This window comes from Microcystis sp. LE19-41.2A, from assembly GCF_027530405.1.
Lineage (GTDB): Bacteria > Cyanobacteriota > Cyanobacteriia > Cyanobacteriales > Microcystaceae > Microcystis > Microcystis aeruginosa.
Window position 1 is genome coordinate 1 of record NZ_JAPZQJ010000010.1, and the last position, 20,715, is coordinate 20,715.

Sequence of the window (20,715 nt, forward strand, 5' to 3'; positions counted from 1 at the left end):
TAAATTCTCTCTAGCATTTTCTGGCTCTCGGGGTTTAGGTCTCTAATCAATCTCATTGTATTTTCCTGCTGCTTCGTTTTTTTATGTATTATACTTCTTAATTTTTTATTTGGGTAATTAATTTTGCATGACTACTTATATTACTTTGTAAATTATTATGGGAAAGCAATCAACCCTTCTTATGTAAGAGTTATTATTAGTAATAATTGTAACCTCAAATGTATTATGTGTCCCTATCATAGTTCTCTTTTAAAAAAGACCCACACCACTGATTTTTTTCAAAGAAAAAAAGAAATGTCTTGGGAAATGATAGAGAGACTAGCACAGGACTGTGGACAAGCCAAAATTCCTATTTTAATTGGTAGTGTTGAAGAACCATTACTTCATCCCAAACTCGTCGATTTTATCCAACTTTGCCGACAGCAAGGAGTACCCAAAGTTCATCTGACTACAAATGGTCAACTCCTTACTCAAGATTATTCTAAAGCCTTATTAAATGCAGGGTTAACCAGTATTGATATTAGCATTGATGCCGCCACTCCAGACACTTACTTAAAAATTAGAGGTGCTGATTTAAAACGAGTTGAATCTAATATTGTTGGGTTTCTTAAAATAAGAGATCAATTAGGAATTGACTGCGATGTGAGAACATCTTTTGTGAGAAATCAGAATATTACTTCAGAAGAAGAAGAAAACTTTTTGAGTCGTTGGTTAACAAAAGTTAATAGTGTGTTTATTTTAAATTTAGCAGAATATCAAGAAACAAATACGCGACTTAAAAACACAAATCAAGCATCATTACAGGATTCTCTAGAATATTATCAACAAAAATCCCAAGGAAGATGGCCTTGTTTATTTCCTTTTATTGAAATGGCAGTGTTACCCGATGGCAGAATATACTATTGTATTGAAACCTTATTTAGATTAGGTTTTGACCAAGATATTCAAAGTCTAGGAAATTATCATCAACAAACATTATCAGAAATTTGGTCTGGGGAATTATTTCAAAAACTTCGACAAGATTTAATTTTGAAGCAATTAGATGAGAGAAAAGCCTGTCAAAAATGCGATATGTGGAAGTCACAAATAATTCATAAAGAACAACAAAATAAATACCAAGTTATAACCACCACAGTAACAAAAATCTATTCTCAAGTTTAATCGTTGACTAACAATTATTATCCCCAAATAACTAGATATTAAGACTATGCCAGACTATCAAATTATTGAAAAAATACATGAAAGTTCTAATTCTTTGGTTTATCGAGCAATACTAAAACAAAACAATCAGTCAGTTATCCTTAAAATTCTCAAAGAAAACTATCCTAATCCTTTGCAAATCACTCGCTATCAACAGGAATATGAAATTACTCATTCTCTAAATGTAGATACTATTGTTAAAGCTTACGACTTACAGCGATATGAGAATAGTTTAGTCATCTTTTTAGAAGATTTTGACGGTAAATCTTTAAATTTATTAATATCTCAAAGTAAACTAAGCTTAGATAACTTTCTGAAGATCGCCATTAAGATAACTGAAAGTTTAGCTGAAATTCATAAAGCTAACATTATTCACAAAGACATTAACCCTTCTAATATTGTCTATAATCCTCCTAGGGAACAACTCAAAATTATTGACTTTGGTATTTCTACTCGCTTATCTCAAGAATTTTTGACAGTTTCCCCCCCTAATCAACTAGAAGGAACGTTAGCTTATATTGCCCCTGAACAAACAGGGAGAATGAACCGAGGATTAGATTATCGCTGTGATTTTTATTCTCTCGGCGTCACTTTCTACGAACTGTTAACTAATCAACTTCCCTTTCAAACCACTGACCCGATGGAGTTAGTTCATTGTCATATTGCCCAACCCCCTTTACCGATTCATGAACTAATGCCTGATCTTCCTCTAGCTGTCTCCAATATCATTAGCAAATTATTAGTGAAAATGCCAGAGGAAAGATATCAAAGTGCTTGGGGAATTAAAGCAGACTTAGAAAACTGTCTTAATCAATTAAAGACAAAGGGACAAATCTCTCAATTTCCTTTAGGAAGTCAAGATATATCTAAAATATTTCATATTCCCTCAAAACTCTATGGTCGAGAACAGGAAATTAATCAACTTCTCACCGCTTTTGAGAGGGTTAGTCAAGGAACAAAGGAAATATTTCTCATTTCTGGCTATTCAGGGATTGGGAAATCGGTTTTAGTTAGTGAAATTCATAAACCTCTTACAGGTAAACGAGGACAAGTTATCGGAGGAAAATTTGATCAATTACAACGACACATCCCTTATTTTGCTATTTCCAAAGCTTTTTGTATACTGATTAATCAAGTCCTAAGTGAAACAGAAAAAAATCTACAAACTTGGAGGGATAAAATTTTAGAAGTGTTAGATAATAATGGTCAAATTATTATTGATGTCATTCCCGAACTTGAAAAAATTATCGGCAAACAGCCTCCCATTGAACAACTAGGTAAAACTGAAAGTCAAAATAGATTTAACTTATTTTTTAAAAGATTTCTGAGAATTTTTAGTCAAGAAGAACATCCGTTAGTAATTTTTATCGATGATTTACAGTGGGCAGACCCATCATCTTTGAACTTAATTGAGCAATTAATATCCGATCCGGAGCTTCAATATTTTCTTATGATTGGGGCATATCGAGATAATGAAGTCAGTCCAACTCATCCTCTAATGTATACTCTAGAGAAAGTTAAACAAGCACAAGTTCCCATATCAGAGATTACTCTTTCCCCTTTACAACTTAAGCACATTAATCAATTAATTGCTGATACACTCCGTTGTGAAGAAAAACTTTCAAAACCATTGGCTAAATTAGTTGCTAAAAAAACAGGTGGCAATCCTTTTTTTCTGGCTCAACTTCTCTATTTTCTTTACCAAGATAACTTATTAGTATTGAAGACAGAACAATCTCCTCTTAATTCACAAGATAATAAACATGGTTATTGGCAATGGGATATAGAGCAAATTGAACAGGTATCTATCACTGATAATGTCGTTGACTTGATGGTAAGTAAAATTCAAAAATTAGATCAGAAAACTCAAAAACTTCTTAAACTAGCCGCTTGTGTTGGCAATCAATTTAATCTAGAGATGCTTTCTCTTATCAACAATAAGGAGCAAAAAATAACCGCTAGAGAACTACAGACCGCTATTGAGGAAGGCTTAGTAATCCCTTTAGATAGTAATTATAAAGTTTCTCTGCTTTGGAATTCAAAAGAATTATCAAATAAACTATCAGAAACATTTCTTGACTGTTCGATACATATTTCCTACAAATTTTTACATGATCGGGTACAACAAGCGGCTTATTCTGTCATTTCGGATGAACAAAAAAAGCAGATTCATCTACAAATCGGTCACCTACTACTAAACAATACTACAGAAGAAGAGTTGCCGAATAAGATTTTTGATATTGTTAATCAACTTAATGAAGGTTCTGACTTAATTACTGATCAATTAGAAAAAAATGAGTTAGCTAAACTAAATCTTGAAGCAGGTAAAAAAGCTAAAGCATCAACCGCTTATGAAGTAGCATTAAAATATTTAAAATTTGCCATTGAACTCTTAGAGATGTCCCAATGGAATTACCAAAACTCATTAATATTTGAAGTCTATTTAGACTATTTAGAAATTATTTATTTAACAACTAATTTCAAAGAAGTTGAATATTTGTCTAATTTTTTACTGAAAAAAAAATATAATACGCTTGATAAAGTAAAAATATATGAAATCAAAACTTTGTCTGATTTTGCTGAACTTAAACAAGAAAAAGCTATAGAAAACGCATTGATGGCCTTATCCTTACCCGAAATTAACATTAATGTCCCTCAAAATTCTGACGAAATAACCCACCAAATAGAACAAGAGTATTATTGTCTAAAATCTCTTTTGAAAGATAAACAGATTCAAGATTTAGCTAATATTCCACAGCTTACAGATCCTTATAAAATTTCAGCCCTACTAATTTTACAAAAATTAGTTCCTTCTCTAAATACTATCAATTCCCCATTACTAGCTTGGTGCATACTAAAGCAAATTAATCTCTGCATTCAATTTGGTAATCCTCCCCAAGCCTCTGTGAGCTATAGTTTTTATCCTTTATTATACTCTAATGTTATTAGCGATAACGATATTGATTTAGCATATCAGTTTGGTCAACTATCTCTTGAATTACAAGAAAAATATAAAAGTCCGTCACTAGACGCATTGGTAATTCATATGTATTATGGTTTTGCATGGCATTGGAAAGAGTCTTTAAGAACAATTAAGGTACGGGAACAAAATATTAAAGGTGTTCAAAAAGGTAGAAATGTAGGAGACTATTTGTTTGCTTCTTTATGCTTTGTTAATTATTATCTCATTGGTTTATTCGGTGGGTATAATCTAGAAGAACTTTCAGCGGATGGAAAAAAATATCTTCAGTTAATCAATAATTTTCTCATAGATTATTGTATCAAATATGCCAATATATGTCATCAACTGGTCAATAATTTTATTGACCATGAACAATCTGAAATAGTTATTGGTAATTCTTTTTTAGAAGAAGAATATCAGTTAAAAGAATGGTCTGAAAATCAAAATATTTGGTTGTTATTTATTGCTTATTTTGCCAAAACATTTTATTGTTACTTTTTCAAAGAATATGAGCAAGCAATTAATTATGCAATTAAAGTAAAAAAAAGCATTGATACCAACAACAAGTATTTATCAACCCCCCAAGAGAACTTCTACTCTTCTCTGACTTTTCTAGCTAATTATAATTTTTTAGAATCAATTAAACAAAAAGAAATTATCAAAAAAGTTGAAAAGAATCAAGATAGTATGAAAATATGGTCTAGTCATTGTCCAGCAAATTTTCAACATAAATATGATTTAGTCGAAGCAGAAAAAGCGAGAGTTTTAGGTCAAAACTGGAAAGCTCAAGAATTTTATGAAAAAGCCATTCAAGGAGCAAAGAAATATGAATTTATTCATGAAGAAGCCTTAGCTTATGAAAGAGCATCTGAATTTTATTTGGCTTTGGGTAGAGAAGAATTTGGAAAATTGTATCTTAGAAATGCTCATCATTGTTATACTCGTTGGGGTGCAAAGGCCAAAGTTAAACAATTAGAAGAAGAATACCCTCAATATTTATTAGGCATCAGCAATCAAAACAAATCTAAAGGACTTAGTACCACTATTTCAACCACTGGTAATGATGGAGCAGTTCTTGATTTAACCACTATTCTTAAAGCCTCGCAAGCAATTTCTGGAGAAATTAAACTGGAAAATCTCCTAACAAATTTAATGAAAATTGTCATTGAAAATGCAGGAGCTCAGAAAGGTTGTCTGATTTTAGAACAGGAAGGAAATTGGGTCATTGAAGCTCAAGGAACAATTGCTCAAGAAACGGTTAATATCTTACAGCCAATTCCCATAGAATCTATCGACCATGACACTTCAATTCCCATTCTACCCACTAGCATTATTAATTATGTCGCTCGTACAAAAGAAACTATCGTTTTAAATGATGCCACTTCATCAGGTCAATTTACCAACGATTCTTACATTATTGCTAAAAAAACTAAATCCATTCTTTGTACTCCTTTACTCAATCAAGGTCAATTAAAAGGAATTGTTTATTTAGAAAATAATTTAACAACAGGCGCATTTACCTCAGAAAGGGTTGAACTATTAAATATTCTAGCAGCTCAAGCCGCTATCTCTATTGATAACTCCAGACTCTATCAAACCTTAGAACAAAGAGTAGAAGAACGGACAAAAGAACTCACAAACACTTTAGAGGTACTGAAAGCAACCCAAGCAGAACTTATCTTTGAAAATGACCTGCTTAAAAGTGCTGAACAACCTCCCAAATTTGTCTATCAAGTGGGGGGCAGTTTACCGATGGATGCACCGAATTATGTGGTTCGACAAGCTGATCGCAATCTTTATAAAGCTCTCAGACAAGGTCTATTTTGCTATGTTTTAAATGCACGTCAAATGGGAAAATCTAGCTTAATGGTGCGGATGATGAGCCAATTACAAAAGGAGGGAATTAGATGTGCAGTAATTGACTTAACTCGGCTAGGAACAGACAATATTACCCCCGAACAATGGTATAAAGGATTAGCCGTTGATCTGCTCCGCAGTTTTGGATTAATCAAAGAATTGAAAACTTTTAAAGCTTGGTGGAGTGAACAATTAGACCTGCCTCCTGTACAACGATTAGGAGAATTTATAGAAAATTTTCTTCTAGTTAATGACGATTTTAATCAGCGGCAATCTGGAAAATCGACTGTTATATTTATTGATGAAATTGATAGCATTTTAGGGTTAAAATTTGATGTCTCTGACTTTTTTGCTTTGATTCGTTCTTTTTATAACCAGAGAGCGATTCAACCTCAATTTCAAGAGCTAACTTTTGCCTTTTTTGGTGCTACCACACCTTCAGCTTTAATTACTGACCCCCAGAAAACACCTTTTAATATTGGTAACGCTATTGAATTAGCAAGTTTTAAGGAACACGAAGCCCAACCTTTATTATATGGGTTAACAGAAAAAGTCAGCAATCTTCAGACCATGCTCAAACAAGTCTTAAGCTGGACGGGAGGGCAACCTTTCTTAACTCAAAAACTCTGTCAACTGATGCGGGATAGTGAGCAACCAATCCCCTCTAATCAAGAAGAACAATGGTTGGCCAACTTAGTAGCAGAAAAAATTATTCAAGATTGGGAGATGCAGGATCAACCCGAACATTTAAAAACTATTCAAGATCGCCTTCTTCAAAGTCCAAACCGACCCCATTTATTAACCTTGTATCGACAAATTCTCCATCAAGAAGCAATACAGATTGATAACAATCCCTATTTACCTGAGTTGTTTTTATCTGGATTAGTGGTAAAACGCCATGGTAAAATGGACGTTCATAATCGAATTTATCAGACGATATTTAATCATGATTGGCTTGAGCGATCGCTGTCTTAATACCATGGTTCAAAAATTTATTTATACTGAACCAGTATATTGACTTATAAAGTACTTTTGATACAACTGACAACTGACAATTGCTTTATTTTCTCTGAGTTTAATTAAACCCATACTATTAAGTTTATAAGCAATAATTGGATTAACTATCATTGGTTGATTCCCTTGACAAATCTGTTGAAAAACATCGGCAAGTTCTGGTTGTTTTTGTAAAGTGACCCAGTGCAGCTGTAAATGAGAGGAATAAATCCCCGTTGATGTAGTTGCTGATTTGATTAAATCTGGCATCGTGATTCGCTCTTGGCTAAGATGATAAATCGCTAAATGAATCAAGGCAGGATGTCCCCCCACTAAGTCGATCAATTGTTGAATTTCGTTGGTTGCTAATTCATTTAATTGATATTTTTTGGCTAATTCTGCCACTTGTTCTTGATCAAAACCCTGTAACTCTATGGGTAATCCCACATTAAAAGGAGACTGTTCTAATCGCAGAGAAACATAAGATTCTGTGGATTGAACAATAATTAAACGTAATTTCTGCCACAGGGGAGATCGCTTAGATTCTTCATAACAAGCTCGGATTAAAGGTAAAAAATCTTCCGCTACTTTCGGATGTTCAAAGACTCGATGCACTCCATCTAAAGCCAATACTAGTGGCTGTTTGATTTCTCGTAAAATATACTCTTCAAAATAAATTGTCCAACTCATTTTAATTCCTATATCTTCATCCCAATAATCATCTAATTTGGCTTCTAAATTCAACTGCCGAGCGCAATTACGGCAAATCCAGCGTAAGAACTTGTTAAAATTTGCTATAATATCTTGGTCTGCTTTTTGTAAATCTAAACTAACAATTTGATAACCGAATCGTTGTTGACAAGCCTCTAAAATTGTTAATAATAAAGAGGTTTTTCCCCATTTGTTGGGAGCTTTAATGCGTACTAACGCCCCAGATTGTCCGATTTCCTCGATAATTTTTGCTTCAAGTTTTGTTCGTTTTAGATAATAATAAGAATTATAGGGAACAGGAGCATCTGGGTATTCTGGACGCTCATTTTGGAGATATTCATTACCGCAATACTGAAGCGATGTGGAGTTGGTAAAATGAGATTGTAGTCTAGATAAAAAATTTTTCTTATTGATCGGTTCTCCGATCAGTTGCGAGAGTCTATCATAGAGTCCTGGGGCAACTACATTGGCAAGATAGCTGCTACTATAACCATTTTCTTGGGCAATTTCTTGATAGTTCTTTTTCTGCCAAAGTCCTCGCAATAATAATTGTTCTGTGTCATTGAGACAGCGATTCTCAAGCTTGAGCAGTTGCCCATTAAGAATCTCTTGGATTTCCTCGAATTTCATTATTTTTGTCCAAGGTAAGAAGATTTGAAGAAATAGATTGTTTGATTTTCCAGTTCCGTTGCAGCCAGAAATCTTGAATCTTGACATAACGGCAGCGATTCAAACTGGAATTGGTATATTTGACAAACAAGCTGACGAGAACCAGTAACCGACAAAATTGTGCGACGGCAACACCGAGAGGGATTAATTTCCCCCCTTGCTAGGAAATTATAGCATTTCTTGTCAAGGTCAATTACACGGCGAGCAATTATCTCTTGATGATTTCTATCAAAACCCCTAAGTCTTCAGCGTCTAACTCCTCGATAATCCTATTAAGAATTAATTCGGAAAAATCCTCACAGGAGTTGACTAGACAGGGTTTTAGCAATCAGGTGTACTGCATTTCAACTGCCTATTGAGAATTTTAGTACAGTGGCGGCTCCCAATCTTCGCGACAACGGTGAACAGTTACTGTTCAGAGTTCAATACACTTGCTCCCAGAGCTTCTAGGGTTTCTTGCAGCATTTCAGCGCGAGAGACATTACCCTGATCTTTCAATAATTGTAGGCCTTTTTGCCAAATCTCGATCGCCTCATTATAACTACCGAAAACTATATAAGCAACCCCTAGATTTTGGTAAATAGTGGGATTATCCTGGTTTAACTTGAGAGCTTTTTTATAAGCTTTAATCGATTCTGGTAGCCGATGCAGTTGTTTGAGAACCAGTCCTAAATTATAGTAACCATCGGCATAGCTAGGATCAATTTCTACGGTTTTCTCAAAGACAGATAAGGCAGTTTCGTATTTTTCTGCTTCGTATAATAACCCACCGAAATTATTATAAGCACCCAGTTTTAATTTATCTAAAATTGGCTGCTTAATCGCTTTAACAAAATGATCGCCTGATTGCTTAAATTCCTCCACTGAATAATAATAATTAGCGAGATGATAATACAACTCGTATAAAATATGCGGATTAGAGCCATGGCATTTTAAACCGTGTTTGAGCAGCTTAAAACCCTCTTTATCCCTGCCAATCTTCAGATATAACCCTCCCAATTTACTACACACATAGGGATCGTGGGGATGTTGCTGATAAAAACCCTCCATCGCTTTTCTTGCCCGTTCAAACTTATCTAAGCTGGCTATTTTATCGACGGTGTAACCGTAGTGAAAGATAGCAATTTCTGGCAGTTCAACTATTTTCCAACCAGGTTCTTTTTTTAATAAAATAGCCACATGATCATCAATAATTGAGTGATAGGGTCGGGTAAAAGTGACCTGAGGATGTCGGCGAAATAGCCGCGAAATTAGAGAATAAGGTGATTGTACGGCTCCGATTTCATGGCGGATTAAATTAATCACTAAATTTTCCTCTTTTTCCATTGCCCGACGCATTTTCGGTACGATAGCGGCATTTAATTCCTCATCAGCATCAAGGACTAAAATCCAATCGCCAGTAACATATTTTAAAGCCTCATTTCTGGCATCGGAAAAATTACCCCGCCAATCGTAGCTAGGAACTATGGCACCGTAACTTTGAGCAATAGCAATCGTATCATCGGTCGAACCCGTATCCATAACGATCATCTCATCCACCACCCCTTTAACGCTATCCAAACAGCGCCGGAGATTTTCGGCTTCATTTTTGACAATCATGCAGAGACTAAGTTTAGGCATAACTTTACTCACTCTAGCGGTCAATCTTGAGGGATAGCGGCTAATCAATAACCCACTGATTAGCGCTCACCGATTATCGATCATCCTCTGAGTCTACCTTAAACCGTTCTACCGAAGAAAGCAGCTCCCGGGAGATACTCACCAATTTTTGCAGAGAACCCGCCACCCGTTGGGATTCTTGGGAAGTTTCCTGAGCAGTCAACTCCACCGACTGCATAACTTGGGCGACATTGAGGGAATTTTCCCGTTGTTTGACCGTATCGGCGGTAATCGATCGCACCAGCGTATCGATACGATTAGAAACTTGGATAATATCTTCTAGGGACTTCTTCGCCTGTTCCGAGCGCTCGGTGACATCGATAACCTGTTGAATCCCTTCCTCCATCGCCGTCATTACCGAACCCGTTTCCGATTGGATATGTAAAACGATCTGTTCAATTTCCTTAAGCGATTTAGCAGCTCTATCGGCCAACTGACGCACCTCATCGGCCACAACCGCAAAACCGCGGCCCGCCTCTCCTGCTCGCGCCGCTTGAATCGAGGCATTAAGAGCCAATAAATTGGTCCGCGAGGCAATCTGAGAGACTACCGCGACAATTTTCGAGATTTCCTGGGAAGCTTCCGCCAAACGCTTGACTTTTCGCGCCGTTTCTGATACGGTCTCGCGGATTTGTAGAATTCCCGCCACGGTTCTTTCCACGGAATCGCCCCCCTTCAGGGCGGTAATCGAGGAAGTGCGAGCGACTTCTTCGGCTTCTCTGGCGTTTTCTGCCACCCGTTGAATTGAGTCGGTCATCATCTGTACCGAATTAAGGGTGACGGCCAATTCCTCCGCCATCCGCAGGGCATCGCTAGACTGATTGCGGGCGAAAGATTCACTATTGGTACTGCCTTGATTCACCTGTTTTGCCGCTTTTTTCACCTGTCGGACAATTTCGCGCAGGTTTTGGATAGTCAAATTAAAAGCATCGGCCACCGCCCCTAAAACATCGGCGCTTACCTCCGCTTCCACGGTCAGATCCCCCCGAGCCGCTCCTTCCACATCATCGAGAAGTCGAATCACTTGCCGTTGTAAGTCTTCCCGTTCCCGTTCCGTTTCGGCGGCGCGGCGTTGGGCTTCCGTGGTGGTAGTTACCACCACCCGAGCCATCTGATTGAAACGATTGGCCAGTTGACCGAATTCATCTTCCGAGTAGATCGTCGCTTTAGCGTTAAAATTACCTTCCGAGAGATGATCGAATTGGCTTTGCAGATCGTTGAGACTGCGCTTAATCTGACTAATTAGCAACTGTAAACCTAGCCAAGTCAGGGCCATGGTTCCCAGTCCGGTTAATAACATCGTGGTTAGTACCGGTTGACTGAAGGGGGAAAGACTGGCTGAGGCTGGCGGTTTCGGGGCCGGTTTGGGGGCAACATTTTCGGTTTTTGCCTGGCTATTCGGGGCTGGTTTGGCAGCCAAGAGCGTAGAAAGCCAAGAGGTGGTACTAACGGCAAAAATTATGATCACAGGGGTAATACCCGCTAAGGCCGCTAGGATTAGTTGTTTTTTGCCTAAAGAAGCGTTGACAAAAAAGCCTAATTTGCCCGGATTGACTTCCACCACTGGCTTGAGCAAGAGTTCGGAGGCATGGGTAAGATGACTATCTCTTTTGTCATTGGGGGTTTTTAGACGAGAAGGATTAAAACTAGGCTCTCCCACACCAGAACTGGCATTAAGGCGCGCACCGGGTTCGGGGAGAAAACCACCACTTAAAGCTTCCCCCCCCGAAGGGGTAAATAGCTCCCAGTCCCCCAGTCCTTGAACCGTATCCGTCAGAGCCAGTGGGGAAAAACCGTCTAAATCCTCATCATTGAGTTCTGGTTCCCCAAAATCTCCGGTTTCGTCTTCCTCGTATCTTTTTTGAGTGACTCTGCCCTGATTAAGGCCAGTTTTTGCCCCTTGTGGGTGGGTCGATTCCAGGTCAATGGCAAAAGTGCTTTCTTCTAGGGTATCCCTATAGGATAACTCCTGATCTCTACCGGTCAGGGGATTTCCCCCCAGATCAGAGGAAACCATAAAAGTGGCTTCTCCCGTTGACCCTAACTCACCGTCCCACCCTTCCTCCAGCGAGTCAATCTCCGCCGCTTCTAAAAAGGGGAAAGGGGCTTCCCCCTCCGCCGAATCGCTAGACCACTGGGAACCGTGAGAGCCAGGGCCCGGCAGGGTAAGGGAACTAAAGGCGGTTTCCTCCGATTCCTCAAAATCATCGTCATAGGAATGGACTTTACTTACCGTAGGCTCGCTGGGATCCTCCTCATTGAAAAGACTACTATTCCAATCCAGCCCTTTATTTTGTCCATCGGGGTCAGCCCCTTGCGACTTCCTGGGGCGAGAATGGTTAAAACCTTGACCTAGATCGAACGCTGCCTCGCTGTAGGCAATGCTTTCCGTAGCAGCGATCGTAAAATCTCCCTCCTCGGCTTCAAAACGCAATTGCCGAATCTGATCGAGACCACGCTGGGCATAATCGGCTAGATCGGAACTATTGGGAGAATTTTTAGCCAATTGCAGCACTTTTTCGTAACGCTCCTCCGCCAATCTGTATTGTTGTAGTCCTAGATGAATGTGACCCTGTAAAAGCATGACATTGGCATCCTCGGGATACTTGCTGATCATCTCTTTGACAATGACGGCGGCATCCTCAAGGTTGCCCTGGCAATAGGCGGTGTTAGCCTTTCTATAGAGTTTTGCGTATTCTGTCCCTGACGGCATTTGCCCCTCCCCTAGTAAAGTTAAATGAAGTAGTTATAGCGTTTCCTGTTCGCACTAGGTACATTATCGATGTTGAAAAGCTTAATTAGCAAAGGTTTAAGTGTGCCACACAGGTGTGAGAACCGCTATAGTAGTTTCAAGAAAGAATTCCTATAAATCCTATTCTGCTATTTTTTTCAGGTTTTAAGCCGCCCAACGGGCAGAACGGAGTATGGCCAGATGATCGAGTAGTCCTAAGGTTTTTTTTGATTCTTGGCCCAGAATCCACTCCCCCTGCACATAGGGGGCGATCTGAGCGGGAATACTGGCGGCACTACCTAGTTTATCTGGGTCGAGCCATTCCATATCTCCCAAACGTTCCACCGCTAAACCGAGGATCGTTTCCTCTTCTTTGAGCGCAATTATGGGAATTTCGGCTCGATCGGTGTTTAAGCGGCTGCTATCCCCCAAAAATTGCCCGAGATCCGCCACCCAGATCACTTGACCCCGGAGATTGATCGTGCCGAGGAGCAAGGGTGAAGCATTGGGAATCGGGGTAATGCGATCGAGTGGTTGCTGTATTACCTCGCCAATGCCCACGGCACTAAGGGCAAACTCCTCCTGAGAGGGTAGATAAAATCGCAAGTACAGTTCACCGACGGGAGTTTCTAATTCCTGATTGTCGGGGGCGATATCTTGAGCGTTACCAGTAAAAAAATCGGCGTTGTTAAGCATGAGTTTAGTTCTCTTGCAACTAATAATTCGGGCGGCGTTTTTAGCTGTCTTGACCTATACCATAGATACACTGTCTCTGGTGAGGGCGATTTTATCGGCGCAACAGTTGTTTAATGGTATAAATGAACTCAATCGGTTCAAAGGGCTTGACAATGTAGGCATCGGCTCCGATTTTCATGGCCCAATAGCGATCAAAGACTTCCCCTTTCAAGGAACAAATGACCACCGGGACATTTTTGGTTTTTGGATCCGACTTGAGACGACGACACACCTCATAACCATTCATGCGGGGCATGACGATATCGAGGACGACGAGATCGGGATTGAGTCTCTGAATATGTTCGAGGGCTTCTACCCCATCCGTGGCGATCGTGACCTTGATGCCGCTATTGCGGAGTAGATCACAGATCAGTTCCCGTTGCGTTTGGCTGTCTTCTACCAGCAATATTTCGCTCATAACTCCCTACCTAGCTCGGCTGCCAAGAACAACAATGGCAAAAGATGCCCGATAATAGTCCCCTTTGACCGGATGCTCGGAAATTGCTCTCATTTTTGCCTCCAACGCAATCTGAAATTTATCAGGGGTTTCCCTCTAAACAAGGACTTGATTCACCCTTTCGGGTTTCATCTCTATCGTTCCCAATTCTACCAGTGAACTACTCTCAAGGTCGTTGAGAGCTTCCTATTTCACGGGGGATTGCCTCAAGACGGACTTACGCCCAGCTTTTGGTCTTACATCCCCTCTATGGGCAGTATCGCGCTTTTCCTAACGATAATATCTGTAAGGCTTCATTTCTGATATTTATCGCCGCATTTATGTCCCGGTCATGGGTTGTTTTACAATGCACACAAGTCCAATTTCTAACCTCAAGCGGCAAACTACCCACTTGATTTAGACAGACATTACAAGTTTTAGAACTAGGAAAAAACCTATCAACTTCGGTATAAGTTTTTCCTTCCCATTCTGCCTTGTATTTAAGCATTGTACAAAACATTCCCCAACCACAATCACTAATAGCATTGGCTAAATTATGATTGCGTACCATGCCTTTGATATTGAGATTTTCTAACGCAATAACTTGGTTTTCGTTAACTATCTTACGGGATAGTTTGTGCAGAAAATCCTCACGACATCTGGAGATTTTAGAGTTAACTTTAGCTACTTTACCTCTAGCTTTTTGACGGTTGTTACTTCCTTTCTTTTTACGCAATAGCTTTTGTTGTTTCCTTTTTAGGTTACGTTGATGTTTGGCTAAATGTCTAGGATTATCATATTTACTGCCATTGCTGGTAATAGCAAAATGAGTTAATCCTAAATCAATTCCTATGGCTTTACCTTCTATCCCCCCGTCTTCGTCACCACCCTTATCAAGGGTAGAACCCCCCGCCTTCGGCACCCCCTTATCAAGGGGGGCAGGAGGGATTGTCCATCATCAACTAAAATAGAAGCGTAGTATTTTGAGATAGTAACAGTTTTAATTGTTCCTGCAAATTCCCAGTGACGAACACAATAAACCAATCCAATTTGAGGAAGCTTTAGATAATCTCCCTCAAATTTAATATTAGCTGGATAGCTAATTGATTGTTTACCATGTTTAGATTTGAATCTTGGTAGTCTAGCTCGTTTCTCAAAGAAATTTTGATAAGCTTGCGATAAGTTCAAAGCAACAACCTGTAAGCACTGGGAATAAGCATCTGTCAACCACTCATAAGCTTTTTTGAGACTAGGCAATAGTCCTTGAATATAGTTTCGTGTCAGTCCTTTTCCTGTGGTTTTATAGGTTTCTTGGCATAAATTCAGGGAAAATTCCCAAACCAACGACAACAGCCAAAGCTTTTAGCTAAGGCTATTTCTTGCTCGGTATTAGGCTTAAGTCTGAATTTGTACGCTTTGTACATAAGAATTATCAAGAAACTATAACTATGATATAGCGTTTCCCAATCTCATGAGGTACACCAAAATCTTAACTCCTGACTCCTGACTCCTGACTCCTGACTCCTCAAAACCTAAGACTCTGTACCTCACAACTATAGAAGTTGCTATAACATAGTTTTTGAGGAATTGTCTATATGCTGGTCAGCATTCATGAGGTGAACCCTTGGGCGAATTGCTTCGCCCCTTTAAAAGCCCCGTCCCATTGTGCTAAGCGCGAGGGATGAATGCTGACATTCAGTTAAATCCTGTTTAATAAGGTATGGGGGTACTGCGGAGCGCTGGAGCTGCGGAGCGCCAGAGAAACAATCCATCGCTGGTGATCTAGAGATGATGCCCAATCCCGTCCCACTCCCTCTTGATGAGAAACGCTCTCTTCCCTCCTCTTGTCACTAATAATAAATCTGATAAGCTAATTATGTAACATATTTTTCAGTAAGCTTTACGGTTCTTCTGGTTTCTGTGTGGAAACGAGGTCTATACTGATAGTTTCTTCTTTCAAAATAGTCCTAAAAGTCTTGCCCAGTAAACATTTAACCTTACATAAGCAAAAATTATCACACAAAGTCGAGAAGAGCGGCTTTACTGCATTTAAGAGATTGACTACCGAATTTTTTGAGATCAAGATAGTACATCGGCACTGAAAAATCATCAAAAATTTTCCAGTCGGTAAGGAGAAGAATTGAGAACAAATGTATGGATAAAAAAGAAAAACTCGAATGATAGAAATTAAAAAATTTTTGGGATCGGATGGTTACACACCAAACCATAGACCGGCCGCTCCTAGCCTTGATTGCCAACGCTCTCTAAAATCGATGACAAAGACTTTTATTATAGAGGACGACTACTCGTGCTATACCTTGCAGAAGTAAAAAAACAGACTAGAGGTTTTATCGGCGGTTACAAAACCGAATTGAAACTATTGGCCTGTCAGCATAAGGATCAGACGTGGAGTGCCATACCAGGGGAAGATATCCTAACCTACGACGAAACTAACTCCCTGGGTGAAGGTGCGCTTCTCTTGGTAAATTTGAGCAATAATCGTCAACTACAAGGAAACCCGGAATTAGCGGGAGCGGAGATGGTGCGGCAACTGCAAAAGATTTCCCGTTTGATGGAGCGCAGCAAGAAAGATCAAGAGAAAATCGAGCAGTGGAAACAATCCCTCACCTATCAAAGCGAGATTCTCAACCGCCAGAAAATGGAAATGGAGACAAGAATCGAGCAAATTGAACAAATAGAGGCAGAATTAGAGTATTTAGAGCGCAAAAGACAAGAACTGGAAACCCTAAAACAACAATTAAACGAGCAACAGCGACACCTGGAAGAAGGACAAATAAATTGTCACTCCTACCCCAATCTTTCCCCAGAACAACAACAATTTATTCGCTCTCTAGCGGAGCGTTTAGCTGCTCATCATGATCGGGGCAATTCTCCCTCACAAATTCTCCATTCCACTCTTGAATCTGTGCAGGAACAACAGACAATTTTAAATAGTTGTTGGCAGAGTTTAGAGGGGCAGAAAAAAGCTGTAGAAAATCGTCAGGTCGCCAACGATGAAATGCTCGATTATCTAGAAAAAAGAGCTAGGGAATTACAGACGAGTCGCAGGGCTTTGGAAACAGCTAAAATAGAATTACAAATACAAGAAACTGTTCTGAGTCAAAAACAGAAATTATTCGAGCACCTTAACCTCACCCTACAAACCACTGATTCTACTCGACAAATGCTCCTTCGTCTCCTCGGAGGGGAAGAACTAGGTTTTGATGGTAAAATCGATCTAGAAGCTCTTGAACAAATGCCTTTAGAAGAATTGGAGAGCTTAGTTAAGAACTTACAAACAGACCTCAAGCGCTGGGAAATTTTTGTCAACGACCAAGAGGAAGAATTAACTCTCCAATGCCAAACCGTGGAAGAATTAGAAGCAAGAATGGCTACAATAGATCAATCTGAGCGAGCTAATTTAGAAGAAGAATTAGCCGAGGAACAGGAAAAAAAAGGAATGCTGGCGGCAACTTTAGTCGGACAAAGACGTAATCTCCAAGAAAGGCAAGCTATTAGCTCTCAACATCTGAAAATTCTGCAACGGAGACAGGGGATTTCATCCTCAGAAAATACTCAAAAATCTGGCTTTGAACCATTGTTAATGCTGTTGGCCGATAATTATCAAAATAATCTTCAAGAAAGTCAACGTTTAGCAGCAGAAATCAAGGGACTACAAGAGGATTTACAAAAAAGCAGCGATAGTATTGACGGTCAATGGTCGGATTTAGAGCAAAAAACTCGTGAATTTGAAGAACAGGAGCGACAATGGCGCGATACTAATCTGGCATTATTGCGTTTAAAAACTCAGGTACAACAGTACGAAACTTTCCTGCAACCTGTGCAGGATCAACTCGATCAAATCCGTCAAAAACTAGAAACTATCTCCCAGTGGTTGATGCCTATGGAATCTAATGGTAGTGCCTATCATTACGCTATTAACAGTTAGGCTTAATTAGGGTTTGCGGCAAAAAGTTTTTCGTGGGGGTAGGGTGTGGGGTGTAGGGTGTAGGGTGTGGGGCTTTACCGATTTTGAGGGGGTCAATTACCTAGGGTTTGCGGCAAAAAGCTTTTCCTAGGGGCAGGGTGTGGGGTGTGGGGTTTTACCGATTTTCAGGTGGTCAATTACCTAATTTTCAGGGAAAAATTCCCGGAATTTTCCCCCCAATCACTCCAATGGTCGGCACTTTTTGATTTCAAACAAGCTTAAAGATATTATCCAACAAGGTTTTTAGATTTATTCAGGAAGCCCTAATTAGGGCTTCCTGAATAAATAATACAGGGCAATCTGGACATAGATTTCGCCGTTTTTGCCGAGCAATGATAACTTTTATAGCTTTTTATCTATGGATAAAATAATTTAGAGCAATTCAACTCTAGGTTAGATGTGGTATAGACTAGGATTAGTAATTTATACTCAGATAGCCATGAGACAATCCGATCGAGAAATAATGATTTTAGCGGCTTTGGCCTCCCTCTTAGGGGTGGTGGCGGAAGTGGCGATCGCTTTTTAGATAAAAAAAACTGATTTATGAGGTTAAAGTCGGGCAAAATTGGCAATCAATGCCGAGGAAAGATATCGATAGAATGCTTGTGACAGGGGCAGCAATTGCGATCGCCTCAATCAGCGAAATTAAAGCATGAGTATTAGTGTAACGGGTCAGGTAAAAAGAATCGAAATAGGCACGGGAACTTGGGCATTAATTGCCGATAACGGTCAAACCTACGAATTAATAGACCCTCCCGCCGAATTAACCCAAAAAAAGGCAAAAGTGACAGTTATAGGTCAAATTCGCTCAGATGTGATGACCCTGGCCATGATCGGGCCAGTTTTACAAGTGATCTCCTTTCAATCCCTGCCATGAAGCCAAAAAATACTGCTTAAAAAAGGGTAAAATCGTTTTTTTAAGCCTGTAATCTCGAAAAATTGCCGTAATTGTCCCTCAGCTATCCCAGAAAGAAAAATTGTCAAGAATACCCTAGAGGTTGATTTTTTCGAGAATAATCTCGAAATTTTGGATAATAATACTACAATAGACAGCAACTTTGTCTTAGGAACATCGGAATAACCTAAACCGATCTGTCTGATTGGTTTAACTCGTAGTTACCTAAGTTGGCGTGAGGAGAGGACTGAATGAATTTGCGCGATAATGCTTTAACGATTCTGCAAGAAACGAGTCGAACTTTTTATATTCCCATAAGTCGTTTACCAGATCGTCTGCTCGAGGCAGTAGCCTCAGCTTATCTCTGTATGAGGGCGATCGATGAAGTAGAAGACCATCCCGACCTAGATAACTTCAGTAAAGCCCAGATATTAAGACAAATTAGCCTGAATTTACAAGCAGGTACTGAAAATTCTACCAAAGAGGATTTTACTTTTGGCTTAGTCCATCGGGAGATTTTGCCAGAAGTAACCCTGAGAATTGGCGAATGGGCCCTGTTAGCACCGGATTCGATCGCCCCCCGGGTTTGGGATGCCACGGCGGCCATGGCCGATCGCATGGCCTACTGGGCCGGGAATAACTGGGATATTCGCACAGAAATAGAATTAGATCAATATACCTTTAGTGTGGCCGGTGCGGTGGGTTTATTGCTGTCTGACCTCTGGAATTGGTACGACGGCACTCAAACTAATCGGAGTTATGCCATCGGTTTTGGCCGGGGTTTACAAGCGGTTAATATCGCCCGCAACCATGGCGAGGATCTGCGCCGGGGGGTAAGTTTTCTGCCCCAGGGTTGGACAATTAGTGATATTCATAATTATGCCCGTCGTAATCTGAAATTAGCCGATTATTACACTCAATCGCTGCCGAAAGGGCCGGCCCTTGATTTTTGTAAGATTCCCCTCGCTTTAGCCCATGGCACTCTCGAAGTTCTAGCTTTAGGTAAGGAAAAACTCAGCCGCAGCGATGTCATCGCTTTGGTACAACAAATTACCCGTTAGAGGAAATCACAATTAGGGTTGGCTGAATAAATCTAAAAACCTTGTTGGGTAAGACTTTTAGACTTTTTGTCAATCAAAAAGTACCGGACTGGGAGTGATCAGGGGGAAAATCCCTGGACTTTTTCCCTGAAAATTAGGTAGTTGACCACCTGAAAATCGGTAAAACCCCACACCCCACACCCCACATTCCACACCCTGCCCCCAAGAAAAACTTTTTGCCGCAAACCCCAATTAAAATTGCCCACGATCGCTCTTCCAAAGTCAGGAATCACAAGCGTGGGCAAAAAACCGGTGAAGTTCAGTAACTTAGAACAAACCGAGAGTTAAAGATATATCGATGGGGAAAGTGGCACCAATACCTAACCAAATCGTGACCACAGTACCAAATAGGAAGATAGCGGTAGCGACGGGACGACGGAAGGGATTTTGGAATTTATTGACGCTTTCAATAAAAGGAACTAACATCAAGCCTAGGGGAACGCCGGCCATGCAAGCGATACCTAAGAGTTTGTTAGGAAGAATACGGAGAATTTGGAAAACGGGATAAAGATACCACTCTGGCAGAATTTCTAGGGGAGTAGCGAAAGGATCGGCAGGTTCACCGATCATGGTGGGATCCATAATCGCTAAACCGGTGCAGAGTCCGATCGTACCAAAGATAACTACCGGGAAGACATAGAGTAGATCGTTAGGCCAAGCGGGTTCACCGTAGTAGTTGTGACCCATCCCTTTAGCCAACTTAGCGCGCAGAGCGGGATCGCTGAGATCGGGCTTTTTTAATGTGGACATGGATAATGTCTCCTAAAAATGATTTCGGA

The 20,715-nt window shown here is 39.9% G+C and carries 12 protein-coding genes and 1 pseudogene; 6 read left to right on the plus strand and 7 right to left on the minus strand.

The features are described 5' to 3' along the window. The first annotated feature begins 123 nt into the window (after positions 1-123). Positions 124-1,161 (plus strand): radical SAM/SPASM domain-containing protein, encoded by a 1,038-nt coding sequence (locus O9290_RS00330; RefSeq protein WP_288055056.1) that lies wholly within the window; start codon positions 124-126, stop codon positions 1,159-1,161. 46 nt (positions 1,162-1,207) lie between these two features. Continuing rightward, on the plus strand, positions 1,208-6,994 hold the full coding sequence (locus tag O9290_RS00335; protein ID WP_288055055.1) for an AAA family ATPase: 5,787 nt from the start codon (positions 1,208-1,210) through the stop codon (positions 6,992-6,994). Positions 6,995-7,015: 21 nt separating this feature from the next. On the opposite strand, the gene O9290_RS00340 is transcribed toward O9290_RS00335, so the two are convergent. The 6 genes and pseudogenes from O9290_RS00340 to O9290_RS00365 form a co-directional block, all read right to left on the minus strand. Then, positions 7,016-8,353, minus strand: a complete 1,338-nt coding sequence (locus O9290_RS00340) for an AAA-like domain-containing protein (RefSeq protein WP_288055054.1) — start codon at positions 8,351-8,353, stop codon at positions 7,016-7,018. A gap of 447 nt (positions 8,354-8,800) precedes the next feature. Beyond that, positions 8,801-10,012, minus strand: a complete 1,212-nt coding sequence (locus O9290_RS00345; RefSeq protein WP_288055052.1) for a glycosyltransferase — start codon at positions 10,010-10,012, stop codon at positions 8,801-8,803. A 73-nt stretch (positions 10,013-10,085) separates the two neighbouring features. Further along, positions 10,086-12,764: a methyl-accepting chemotaxis protein gene (locus O9290_RS00350; protein ID WP_288055050.1), complete on the minus strand. Its 2,679-nt coding sequence runs from the start codon at positions 12,762-12,764 to the stop codon at positions 10,086-10,088. A gap of 183 nt (positions 12,765-12,947) precedes the next feature. Beyond that, entirely contained in the window at positions 12,948-13,478 is a 531-nt protein-coding gene (locus O9290_RS00355; RefSeq protein WP_002757615.1) for a chemotaxis protein CheW, read from the minus strand. A gap of 91 nt (positions 13,479-13,569) precedes the next feature. Then, a complete protein-coding gene (locus O9290_RS00360) occupies positions 13,570-13,935 on the minus strand; it encodes a response regulator (protein WP_002757614.1) in 366 nt (121 codons plus the stop codon). Positions 13,936-14,160: 225 nt separating this feature from the next. Then, a pseudogene (locus tag O9290_RS00365) lies at positions 14,161-15,377 on the minus strand (RNA-guided endonuclease InsQ/TnpB family protein). Positions 15,378-16,261: 884 nt separating this feature from the next. On the opposite strand from O9290_RS00365, the gene hmpF reads away from it, so the two are divergent. The 4 genes from hmpF to O9290_RS00385 all read left to right on the plus strand — a co-directional run bounded on the left by hmpF (position 16,262) and on the right by O9290_RS00385 (position 19,897). Next, on the plus strand, positions 16,262-17,902 hold the full coding sequence (gene hmpF, locus O9290_RS00370) for a pilus motility taxis protein HmpF (protein WP_288055048.1): 1,641 nt from the start codon (positions 16,262-16,264) through the stop codon (positions 17,900-17,902). Positions 17,903-18,338: 436 nt separating this feature from the next. After that, positions 18,339-18,467, plus strand: a complete 129-nt coding sequence (locus O9290_RS00375; RefSeq protein ID WP_288055046.1) for a hypothetical protein — start codon at positions 18,339-18,341, stop codon at positions 18,465-18,467. Between the two features lie 126 nt (positions 18,468-18,593). Continuing rightward, complete coding sequence (locus O9290_RS00380) at positions 18,594-18,818, plus strand: hypothetical protein (RefSeq protein ID WP_002757610.1); 225 nt, start codon at positions 18,594-18,596, stop codon at positions 18,816-18,818. Between the two features lie 269 nt (positions 18,819-19,087). Continuing rightward, positions 19,088-19,897 (plus strand): squalene/phytoene synthase family protein, encoded by an 810-nt coding sequence (locus O9290_RS00385; protein ID WP_002757608.1) that lies wholly within the window; start codon positions 19,088-19,090, stop codon positions 19,895-19,897. A 306-nt stretch (positions 19,898-20,203) separates the two neighbouring features. Here O9290_RS00385 and petD read toward each other — a convergent pair whose 3' ends face one another. Then, positions 20,204-20,686, minus strand: coding sequence for a cytochrome b6-f complex subunit IV (petD, locus tag O9290_RS00390; protein WP_002738373.1), 483 nt, complete (start codon positions 20,684-20,686; stop codon positions 20,204-20,206). Positions 20,687-20,715 lie beyond the last annotated feature (29 nt).